Source organism: Stenotrophomonas geniculata ATCC 19374 = JCM 13324, assembly GCF_001431625.1.
In the GTDB taxonomy this organism is placed as follows: domain Bacteria; phylum Pseudomonadota; class Gammaproteobacteria; order Xanthomonadales; family Xanthomonadaceae; genus Stenotrophomonas; species Stenotrophomonas geniculata.
This window is the reverse complement of sequence record NZ_LLXT01000046.1, coordinates 53,704-63,459: the sequence shown is the minus strand read 5'-3', so window position 1 is coordinate 63,459 and position 9,756 is coordinate 53,704. Positions and strand designations below refer to the sequence as shown.

The 9,756-nt window shown below is 61.5% G+C and carries 12 protein-coding genes; all 12 read left to right on the top strand.

All coding sequences use genetic code 11. The features are described from left to right. The first annotated feature begins 72 nt into the window (after positions 1-72). The 12 genes from ARC63_RS02995 to ARC63_RS02930 all read left to right on the top strand — a co-directional run bounded on the left by ARC63_RS02995 (position 73) and on the right by ARC63_RS02930 (position 9,753). Entirely contained in the window at positions 73-927 is an 855-nt protein-coding gene (locus ARC63_RS02995) for a hypothetical protein (RefSeq protein WP_139042372.1), read from the top strand. A 208-nt stretch (positions 928-1,135) separates the two neighbouring features. Then, a complete protein-coding gene (locus tag ARC63_RS02990; RefSeq protein ID WP_057502480.1) occupies positions 1,136-1,384 on the top strand; it encodes a hypothetical protein in 249 nt (82 codons plus the stop codon). Positions 1,385-1,509: 125 nt separating this feature from the next. Further along, positions 1,510-2,181 (top strand): DNA N-6-adenine-methyltransferase, encoded by a 672-nt coding sequence (locus ARC63_RS02985; protein ID WP_057502479.1) that lies wholly within the window; start codon positions 1,510-1,512, stop codon positions 2,179-2,181. Beyond that, positions 2,174-2,929: a DNA methyltransferase family protein gene (locus ARC63_RS02980; RefSeq protein WP_057502478.1), complete on the top strand. Its 756-nt coding sequence runs from the start codon at positions 2,174-2,176 to the stop codon at positions 2,927-2,929. The genes ARC63_RS02985 and ARC63_RS02980 overlap by 8 nt, the downstream gene beginning before the upstream one ends. 606 nt (positions 2,930-3,535) lie before the next feature. Beyond that, positions 3,536-3,697 (top strand): DUF3450 domain-containing protein, encoded by a 162-nt coding sequence (locus ARC63_RS02975; RefSeq protein WP_136191690.1) that lies wholly within the window; start codon positions 3,536-3,538, stop codon positions 3,695-3,697. A 56-nt stretch (positions 3,698-3,753) separates the two neighbouring features. Further along, a complete protein-coding gene (locus ARC63_RS02965) occupies positions 3,754-5,628 on the top strand; it encodes a DNA primase family protein (protein ID WP_139042371.1) in 1,875 nt (624 codons plus the stop codon). A 91-nt stretch (positions 5,629-5,719) separates the two neighbouring features. After that, positions 5,720-5,965, top strand: a complete 246-nt coding sequence (locus ARC63_RS02960) for a hypothetical protein (protein WP_049433832.1) — start codon at positions 5,720-5,722, stop codon at positions 5,963-5,965. 67 nt (positions 5,966-6,032) lie between these two features. Continuing rightward, complete coding sequence (locus ARC63_RS02955; RefSeq protein ID WP_057502475.1) at positions 6,033-7,046, top strand: ArdC family protein; 1,014 nt, start codon at positions 6,033-6,035, stop codon at positions 7,044-7,046. A gap of 884 nt (positions 7,047-7,930) precedes the next feature. Then, positions 7,931-8,404 carry an outer membrane lipoprotein gene (locus ARC63_RS02950; RefSeq protein WP_049420820.1) on the top strand — a complete coding sequence of 158 codons (474 nt, stop codon included), beginning with the start codon at positions 7,931-7,933 and terminating at the stop codon, positions 8,402-8,404. A gap of 47 nt (positions 8,405-8,451) precedes the next feature. Beyond that, positions 8,452-8,889 (top strand): class I SAM-dependent methyltransferase, encoded by a 438-nt coding sequence (locus ARC63_RS02945; RefSeq protein ID WP_230548482.1) that lies wholly within the window; start codon positions 8,452-8,454, stop codon positions 8,887-8,889. A 232-nt stretch (positions 8,890-9,121) separates the two neighbouring features. Then, positions 9,122-9,442 (top strand): hypothetical protein, encoded by a 321-nt coding sequence (locus ARC63_RS02935; RefSeq protein ID WP_049420819.1) that lies wholly within the window; start codon positions 9,122-9,124, stop codon positions 9,440-9,442. Beyond that, positions 9,439-9,753, top strand: a complete 315-nt coding sequence (locus ARC63_RS02930; protein WP_139042370.1) for a hypothetical protein — start codon at positions 9,439-9,441, stop codon at positions 9,751-9,753. Before ARC63_RS02935 ends, ARC63_RS02930 begins: the two co-directional genes overlap by 4 nt. Positions 9,754-9,756 lie beyond the last annotated feature (3 nt).

Sequence of the window (9,756 nt, the reverse complement as noted above, 5' to 3'; positions counted from 1 at the left end):
CGCTAGGCCGACCGCTACAGGCACGCGGACGACACGTGCGCGGGCGGGTGGGGCGTGCCATGGGGGAAGCTGGTGCGCGTGCTCGACAATGAACTGGCCGTTGAGAGAAAGCAGCGCCAGGAGCTGGCGGCCGGCAAGCGGAAGGCGGTGCGGACGGACACATGGACCGCCGCCGAAGCCGCAGGCCTACTGAACATGACTTACGAAGCCTTCAACGCGTGGGCCCGCAAGGTGGGCGTGGTGGTGGATAAGCCAGGGCAGGCGCGCACCCATGCAGCCATATCGTTGGTGGATCTTATCGACGCCGTCGAGGACCAGAAAAGGCGGCCGACAGAGCGCCCGTGGCGGGACGCGAGGGAGCCAGGCCATCCCTTGGGGGTCACGCGAACGCTGCCCGAGGGCTTGGCGACGTTTCGAGAGCAGCTCAATGGCGACCTCCTGCTCACGATTGGGGTCGATGAGCGAGGCGAGCGGGTGGTGGCGTCGGTAAGGCCAATCGAAACACGGGGCGCGAAGGACCATGTTCGTATGTTCTTCCGAAGCAAGAACATCGCTGAGGTTGATCAACACAACTACTTCAAACTCGAGGTCGAGAAACGCGGGCTTGCCGAAGCGTTCGGCATGCCTTGGGCACAGCCCGCACTGAAAGGCGCGTTGCTCCAATGCCACAAGGACTGGCTGGGCGCCGTTGCCGACTTCATGGCGTGGGAGGAGTCCCTGGCGATCAAAGACGCATCGGAAGCCCGGGCTGCATTCGATGCCGAAGAGGACCCGCAGGCCGCGCCAGCCATGGCGCTGAAAGCGCGCGAAGCAGAGCGAATGAAGGACGCGAAGATGGCGTTCACGGCTCGTAACGAAGCAAGAGCGGAACTGCTGGCCGTCTCGCTTCCGGCCCCTGCCCCGAGCAGAAAGGGAACGCCCTTTTAGACGGTCCTTCAGGGGCGCAACGCCCCTGTCTCGCCGGCTGCCCGCCGGCTCGGTCGTGGAGAGATAAAAGCGGGGAGGCAGCGGCTTCCGCCGCCGCCCCAGCGTGGCTGGATGAATGAGGATTCAGGTCCAAGAGGGGAGGCCCTCTTAGGGCATCGAAGCGCGCGGATCGTGACTGGAAAATGGAGCCACCAGCACGGAGACAGTCATGCAACCGCTCATCCTCTCGCTCGACCCCTCGCTCTTGAACCAGTTCTCTAACGTGACCCCGCAGGCCCTCGCGGACGCCCTGGCCGACGTTCTGCCCCACGCGTTGGGCGTGCTTGCCGCCGACACCAGCACGTCGGTCATCGTGCCCAACCGCGACCTGCGGGGCGTGCCCTCCGGCCAGGTGCTCACCCTGCAGCTGGCAACGCTGGACGCCTTCCTCGACGTCCAAGACGCCGCCAACGGCTAAGCCAGCAGCGCAGCGGTAGCCCGGGGCCAGGTCTGGCCCAACCCCTCAACCCTTTTCGCGAAACGCGGCCGACCAGCCGTGCTGGCGGAGCTTTGCCCCAAAAAACTCAACCCTGGAGATTTCCCATGAACGCTGTTGCTCGCCCCCTCCCTGTTTCGACCAAGCCGAAGAAGCCCGCGAAGAAGCCCAGGCGGACCAGGCTTTCGCTCGCCGTCGCCAATAACGTTGGTTACGACCGGGCGCCGGAAGGCATCACGACCGAAACCTGGCTCACCCCGCCGGAGACCGTCCACGGCCTGGGTCCGTTTGACCTGGATCCCTGCACCCCGCAGCAGGGCATGCCCTGGCGCACCGCTAAAAAAATGCTGAAGCCCACCGATGACGGGCTCAAGACTCTCTGGCCGAAGACGGCGTTCGTGTGGATGAATCCGCCCTACGGCGGGCACAAGAACAGCCCGACCAGCCAGCACCGCTGGATGGAGAAGGCCGCAGAGCATGGCAACGGGATTGCCCTTGTGCTGGCGCGGATGGAAACGAGCTGGATGCAGGACTCGGTGCTCAACCACCCCAACGTTTCAGCGGTGGTGTTCACGAAGGGGCGTCTGTCGTTCTGCCGCCCGGATGGGACCCCGGTCACGAGTTGCCCGGCGGGATCGGTGTTCATCGGCTACGGTGCTGAAGCCGCGCGCAGGCTCAAGCGGGGAGTGGAGTCTGGCCTGATTCGCGGAACCTACCTCGACATGGCCCACGTGAGCCGGGTGTCGCGCACTGAAGTGGGGGCGGCCAACGATGAATAAGCGCACTCCGAAGAAAGCCAAGCCGACCTCCCGCCGCAACAATGCTTACCAGCGGTTGTTGAAGGCCATCCAAGCCATCCCCGGGGAATCGCCCAGGGAAAAGATGCGCAAGTTCACCGCGCTTGCGCTGAAGGTTCTCGTGCTCAAGCAGGCGGAGTTGGCCGTCGGGCGAGGTGGGCCTTTGGTTCCCTGGTGCGACTTGACGCTGCTTGGGACCGATGTGGATGGGACCGAGGATTGGTGCCTCGAAGCGGGCCAGGCCTATGGGGGCGCAGTGGAAACCTTCGAGCCGTTCGAATGCATCCTGGGGCAGATCTTTGGAGAGTTCGTGGGGAAGGGGAATAAAAACGACGCTCAATATTTCACCCCTTGGGACTTTGCGAGGGCGCTGACTGCCTTTGCTCCAACGCCTCAAAAAGACAAGTGGTCCATGGGTGACCCCACCTGCGGAGCCGGCACGCTGTTGCTTGCGAAGCTTCACGAACTGGTCAGGAACGATCCGAAGGCCCTTCTGGGGCTTACCGTGAAAGCGAATGACCGCGATCCGTTGTGCTCGGCGATTACAGCCCTGCAACTGCTGTCAAACCAGGTGATTTGGAGGATGCCCATCGGGAGCGTGGTGGTCGAGTGCAAAGACATCATCACTCAATACCTGGAAACGCGGGTGGTGTTTTGGTCTCTCACGCGAGCTCGGTTCATCGCCATGGACGAAGAAATCCGCCTTGAGAAAGCCAACCGCCGCGGATGAGCATTGGCCTTATCCCTTCCAAGACTCGGCGGCGAGCAGCCGCCGGCTCTTTGCTCCAAGCCGCTTTTGCTCTGGCTCTTCGACCCGCAGAAACCGGGTAACAAGTGCTTGTTACCCCGCTTTCCTGAAAGCCATTCCATACGAAAAATAATCCAACCGTATCGGTTTGTTAGGAAAGACTGCTGGTTAACGCTCCTGCTGGTTAACGCCAAAACCGTTAACCAGCAGCTAAACCAGCAGCAAAACCCTTGCTGCGTAAGGCTTTGAGGGCTCCTGCTGGTTTGCTGGTTAATTTTTTCACTTTTTCTCTGCAACTGTAATTGTTAAGAATGAGTGAAAATCTCACGACTAAATGAGGCGTTGGCGCGTAGCGTAAAACTGTTTTTTTAATCAGCAAACCAGCAGTTAGCTTATTTTTTGAACAAAAACGAGATTAAACAATCACTTGGGAGGTTTTTAGTTGCTGGTTTGGCTGCTGGTTTAAGAAAAAACAGAAAACCAGCAGGAAAGTTAACCAGCAGCTAAAAAATATTTCTGGGAAAGGGGCTTGACGGTTTCAAGAAACCTGCTTTCTTGAATGTATTACGGATGCAACACGGAGAACCCATGAGCACGCAGCAGAACCAAACCCCACGCAAAGACCCTTTCAATGCCCGCATGGAAAGGGCGTTGATTGAGCGGCTGAAAGCCGAAGCCAAGCGGTCGGGGATTTCTCCCAGCGAGAAGCTGCGCCGAATCCTGGACAACGCGTTGCCGCACGTCGCCTAACCCCACAAACGCGAAACCCCGCCTGGCAGGGCGGGGAGTCGTTGGAGCCAACTACAATGTCTGCAAACAATCTCGCCCAAGATCCGTCGGTCGTCAACCCCCCTGAGGTTGCTTTTCTCATCGAAAAGCACTGGGAGAAAAACCGTCGGGATTTCGCCAGCAATCTCAAGGTTGAACAACGCGCCCTGGATCGCCACAAGCAAGCCAAGCTCAACAAAGGCGAGCTTCGCCCGGAAAGCCTGGACTTCCTGTTCGCTCGCCACCTCCAGCTGGGGCTTGACGGGCACCTCTGGGCCAGCGTCCGCGACGAATCCGCGACGCAATCGACGCTGGTCTACCGCTGGAGTGCAAACCACTGGGCGTTGGTTCACCGCGGCCTCGGCGACGGCCTGGCGTCCGACTGGCTCGATGCCAACATCCCCGCAAAGGCCAGCGACAAGCTCGCTTCGAGTTGCTGGGCCTACGCCCGCACCCGCCTAGGCCAGCAAAGCGCGTTGCCGCAGTTGGAACCCAAGCGGGCGGTGGTCCCCTGCGCTGACGCTTACCTGGAAATCACCGCCGACAGCATCCAGGCGTTGGAACCCCAGCCGCGCTACGGCATGACCCACGCCCTGAACATCGCCACGGGCGCCACGCCCGGCCAGCGCTACATCCCCAGCTCCGTGCCGGCCGATAGCCTGCTGGGCAAGTTCCTGGCCCATGCGTTGCCGGACGAAGGCGTGCGCGCCTTGGTGCAGGAGCAGTGCGGGATGACCTTGCTGCCCGGTTCCTATCAGATCGCGGCGTGGTGGCATGGCGCCGCCGGCAGCGGCAAGAGCACGCTGGCCGAGTGCGTCGAAGGCGTCCACAACAAAGTGGCCCGCCTGGACCTGGGCACGTTGAGCGACACGTTTGCACTCGAAGGCATCCTGGGCAGCCAGCTGATCTTGGTGGATGAGGTGGAGTGCGAGAAGTGGAAAGAGGGCACGTTCAAGACCCTGGTCAGCGGCAACGGCATCGCGATCAATCGCAAGCACCTCTCGGTTCTGAACTACCAGTCCAAGGCCAAGTGGATCATCAGCTCCAACTCCGCGCCGTTCTTCCGCGACAAGTCCGGCGGCGTGGCCCGCCGCCTCTCCATCGTGGAGTGGGCGAACGTGATCCCGGAGAGTGACCGCATTCCTGACTTCAGCAAGAAGCTGCTTGCAGAAGAAGGCCAGTTGTTCCTCGACTGGATGCTGGAAGGCGCCCGCCGAGTCGTGGCCCGCGGTCGCTTCATGGCCGACCACGAGCTCCCGGAGGCTGCGCGTGCTTACAAGCAGGCCGTCATCCACAACGCCGATTCCATCGCCGCCTGGGCCCATGCCGACCGCGTGCAGTTCGGTGCCGCCGCTGGCAGTGAGCAGTGGCAAAGCGTCAAGGCCATCCATGCCCGCTATGCGGCCTGGTGCGAGAAGAAGGGCTTTGAACCGGAGGAAATCCTCTCGCAGCGCCAGTTCACCCGCGGCTTGAAGACTGCCGGGCACCTGCGTGGGCGCCCGTCGAATCGGCGCGTGGAGGGCGAGCAGTTGGACTGCTACCTCTGCTGCTGGAAGGGCGAGCAGACCGACGCCGAGCGCGCACAAGAGCAGGAGCTCAAGCGGCTGGAGGCCCTGACCCCAGAAGCCCGCCAATCCGAATCTGAGCAGGCCAAGGCGGCCAACGACGCCCAGAACGAAGCACTGGCCGTCGCCGCCGAACGGCAAGACGAGCAGGACTTCGCCGACATGCCCGATGCCATCCGAGACGTCTTTGGCTTCACCAATACGCCCTACGAGCAGGTCCAGGCGGAACGCCGCGCCGAACGGGAGCGCCAAGCCAAGAACGCCGCCGCATGGGAGAGGCAGGATCGCCGGGAGCGACAGGCGCGCGAGCAACGCAAGGCCGAAGCGGAAAAGAAGAAGGCCGGCTAACCCAGCAACGCCGGGCATTTCCGGGGCAGGCCTTTACAACCGGCGACGTTGCGCTATTGCAAAGGGGTATCCAAACCAAAACGGAGCCCCCATGCCATCGCCCAACCACATCCCCGACGACGCGTTCCCCGAATCGGCCATCAGCCTGGCCGATCTAGAGAGCCCAGAGACACCGGAAGCGGACCCGCAATACTTGCTCGTGCAAAGCGGGTTTGGTCTCCATGTCCGTCTGGGAAAAGACGGCGACCAGGGATTGCGCAGCGAGGACGAAATCGCCGAGCTGGTGCGGCGAGCGTTGTATCACCGCAAGAGTCTGACCCTTCATATCGAGTTCTGACCCGACCCCACCCACAACCACCCGCTTGGAGGCGCAGGAGGTTGAAAAAGATTTGAGGCAACCCCGCATGTCCAAGTATTCCGATCTCATCCAAGCCACCGCCGAGCGAATGCTTGCGCTCATGCAGCAGGGCACCATCCCCTGGCGCCGCCCATGGAATGATCCCGACGCCCCGCAGAACGGCTCGATCAACGGGCCTTGGAACCCGACCACGGGCAAGGCTTATCGCGGCAGCAACACACTCATCCTGCGCGGTGCCCAACTAACCCATGGCTACCAAGACGACCGCTGGCTGACCTATCGCCAGGCCGAAAGCATTGGCACCCAGGTCAAGCGCGGCGAGAAGGGGCAGCGGATCGCCTACTGGGATTTCAGCAAGACGGGCAAGGCCAAAGACGGGGCCGAGCCGTTGACCGAGGGCGAAGAGAAGAACGGATACCAAGGGCCATCGGTGTTCGTCGCCACGGTGTTCAATGCCAGCCAAATGGACGGCATGCCCGAGCCCCCGCCGCCCTTCGTCATGCCCGAGTCGATCCGCAACTTGCGTGTGCGGGAGTTGTTGGACAAGCACCAGCCAAAACTTCATCACGACGGTGGCAACCGAGCGTTCTACTCCATCGCCGCGGATTCGATTCACCTGCCGAAGCACCACACTTTCAGAGATGACGTCAGCTATCAGGCCACGTTGCTCCACGAGTTGGCCCACTGGACCGGCGCCAAACACCGGCTCGACCGCGACCAGGCCGGTCGGTTCGGCAGCCAGGACTACGCAAAAGAGGAACTGGTGGCGGAGTTGTCCAGCCTTTTCATTTCCGAGCGCCTGGGTATTGCCCTGGGCAAGGAGCACGAAGAGCAACACGCCGCCTACCTGCAGTCCTGGATGAAAGCCCTGGCCGATGACCCCAGGACCCTGTTCCGCGCAGCCAGCCAAGCGGAGAAGGTCATGACCTTTTTGGACATCCCGGCGTTTGAACGCGAGCCGCTGCCGCAGGTCAAGAAGGAGCAGGACATGGAGCAGGGGCGAAAGACGGAAGCCGGTCGAAGGACCCCATCGCGACGCAAGGAACGCCAGGTTGCTTAGCGCAGGTAGGGGGTTGACCTTTTGAGGTTTCGAGTTAGAAATGAATGTGCTGGGGGAAGTCCCGGCTGTGGTCCGATTCCTCTACTTCTAACTGAGAACTTTTCCAGGGTGAGCGGTTAGAAGGTGGTTGGGTGGTTATCCTTGCTGTTGTTATAATCCTTGGTTTCCGACGTTTGCCGTCGTCGGGGTTGAAAGAATGCTTGGTTAGTGATTTCCTAGGCCGTTTAACTAAGCGCCATGTTGTTTCTTGAGCTTCTTACGCTGGATTGAGAGGGGTGGCGAACGCCACCCTTTTCTCTTTGCAGCCCCTTGCGCATCCCCTTTTCTTTGTTATGGGTATTTCTACTCACACAAAAAAGGAGGATCTATGCGCAATCTTTGTTTGTCGGCCATCGCCGGTGCGTTGCTGCTCTCTGCGGGGTGTTCCAGTCAGCCCGGCACTGCTCCACTTGAGAGCGAAACTGCGGCCACTTCCGTGACCTGTTGGGGGAGGTAGACCTGCCCAAGGGCGCGACCCTGGACGATTTCCCCAGCCTTCTCAATGCCGGGGGTATCGCTTGGGAGAAGGTCCAAGAAGGAAGGGTTCAGCTCGAAGGCTCCTTCGACCGTCCTTGGAGCGACGGCCGTTCGTTGGCAGTGGCCGTTGACGTTCTCGGCCGAACCACCCGGTTGATCGTGCGGGCTGGCGACCAGCCACGGCTTTCACCGCCGGCCGTTTGTGTTCGCGGTGTTGGGAGGGATGCCGTCGCGTCGGATATTTCGGAAGCGCATCCCTGTAAGTAACGAGAAAGGCGGCGAAAGCCGCCTCTTTCTTTTCCAGATCCCCTTGCGCAAACCAAACCTTTTGTTATGGATGGTGCAACCCATTCAAAAAAGGAGGCCTCATGCGCGTTTTGGTTCTTTCTCTGGCCCTTGTCGGCCTGCTCCCCTTGACGGCCTCGGCTGCTGACACTACTTCCGCCCGCCGATACGGCGCCAGCGAAACCTTGTCCGTTCAGAACGCCCGCCTGGGCGAGGTGCTGATGGTCCGCAGCGTGGACATCAAATCTGACAATCGCCTCAACGCCGGTTCCGCCATCGGCGCGGCCGTGGGTTATGGGGCCGCTCGCGAGGTCAAAGGCGACTACCGCAGCGCCGCCAGGGTGGCGGGTGGGGTGATTGGGGGCGTCGCCGGCACGGCCATCCAAAACGGGGTGAGCAAGCGCCGCGGGATGGAAGTGTATGTCCGCCATCTGGAGACCGGAAAAGTCATTGCCATTGTTCAGGCCGATGACCTGCCGATCCGCGCCGGTGACAAGGTGTTCTTGACGGGTAGGGGCAGCAAGACCCGCGTTGTGCCGATTGAGGGGCAGCGCTGATGGATGGCTCCACTCAAGCAGTGCTAGACCCGTGTTGCGGTAGCCGCATGTTTTGGTTCGACCGAGCCGACGAGCGCGCCATTTACGGCGACATCCGTTCCGAGGAACACACACTGTGCGACGGCCGGCACCTGGAAGTTCGCCCGGACCAGGGCATGGACTTTCGAGCCCTGCCATTCCCGGACGGGCGCTTCAAGCTGGTCGTGTTCGATCCGCCTCACTTGCGCAAAGCGGGGGAGCAAAGCTGGATGCGCGCCAAGTATGGCTGCCTCAACCCCAGCACTTGGCGCGAAGACCTGCGAGCCGGGTTCGCCGAATGCTTTCGCGTGCTGGAGCCTTCGGGGGTGCTGGTCTTCAAGTGGAACGAAACCCAGATCAAGGTCAGCGAAATCTTGGCACTGACGGATGAGAGGCCCCTGTTCGGTCACCCCAGCGGCAAGCGTGCAGCGACGCACTGGATCTGCTTTATGAAGGGGCAGCGCTGATGGCTATATCTATTTCGGCTGGGGCCTTTGTCTGGGACGGCATGGACTCTTTGGCCGAGGAACTCCGTGCGCTTCCCTTTGCGCTCCAAATCCTGGATGGCATGGACTGCTCCCCTGCGCAACCTCACGAGCTGCACCACCTGCCAATGGCGTGGAATCTCAAGCCCAGCCAGTGGGGCCAACCTCTCACCTTCCAGGCGCGCCCGCTGAGGAGTCGCGCGGGAGGCCGCCCATGGTGAGCGCGATCCTTCTGCTGACCCTGCTTGGCCTCATGGTCCTGGTCCCGCTCTGGACGTTCAAGCGCTTTGGCGACGCTAAGGCAGCCTGGCAACGGGTAAGAGGCGGTGAGCGAGACGCTCGCACGCACGGCCGCGTCGTGATCCATGGCGGGCTGTTTGGAGTTGGGATGGTGGTCATCGCCGCGTTCTTGGCCCAAGCCACCTTCAGCGTCTGGCACCAGCTCGCCACCGGGGGAGGCCTGTTTGTCCTCGGCACGGTCGCGGTGCTCTGTCTGCTGGCCTTTTTCTGGGGCAAGGGGAGGTCGCGCGGATGAGTGCGTTGACGATGCTAGTTATTTCCGTGCTGGTCCTTGCTGTGTTTCTCTGCTCGGCGGCGTTTCTCTCTTTTATGATCGCGTTGACTTACCCGACCGTAAAGCAATCGCTGGCCCTTTTCTGCGCCGGGAAGCGCGACGCATCGCTCTACGTGGATTTCGCGATTTTTGGGGGGATCTTCGCGGGTTGCGTCCTCACGCTCGCATTCGGGGCGGTGGTAATGGCCCTCAACATTTCCAGCGCTGAGGACGCCGCTCTATACGCGGCCACCTTGCTTAGCGCGGGGCTGGGCTACTGGGTGGGCCGATGACAC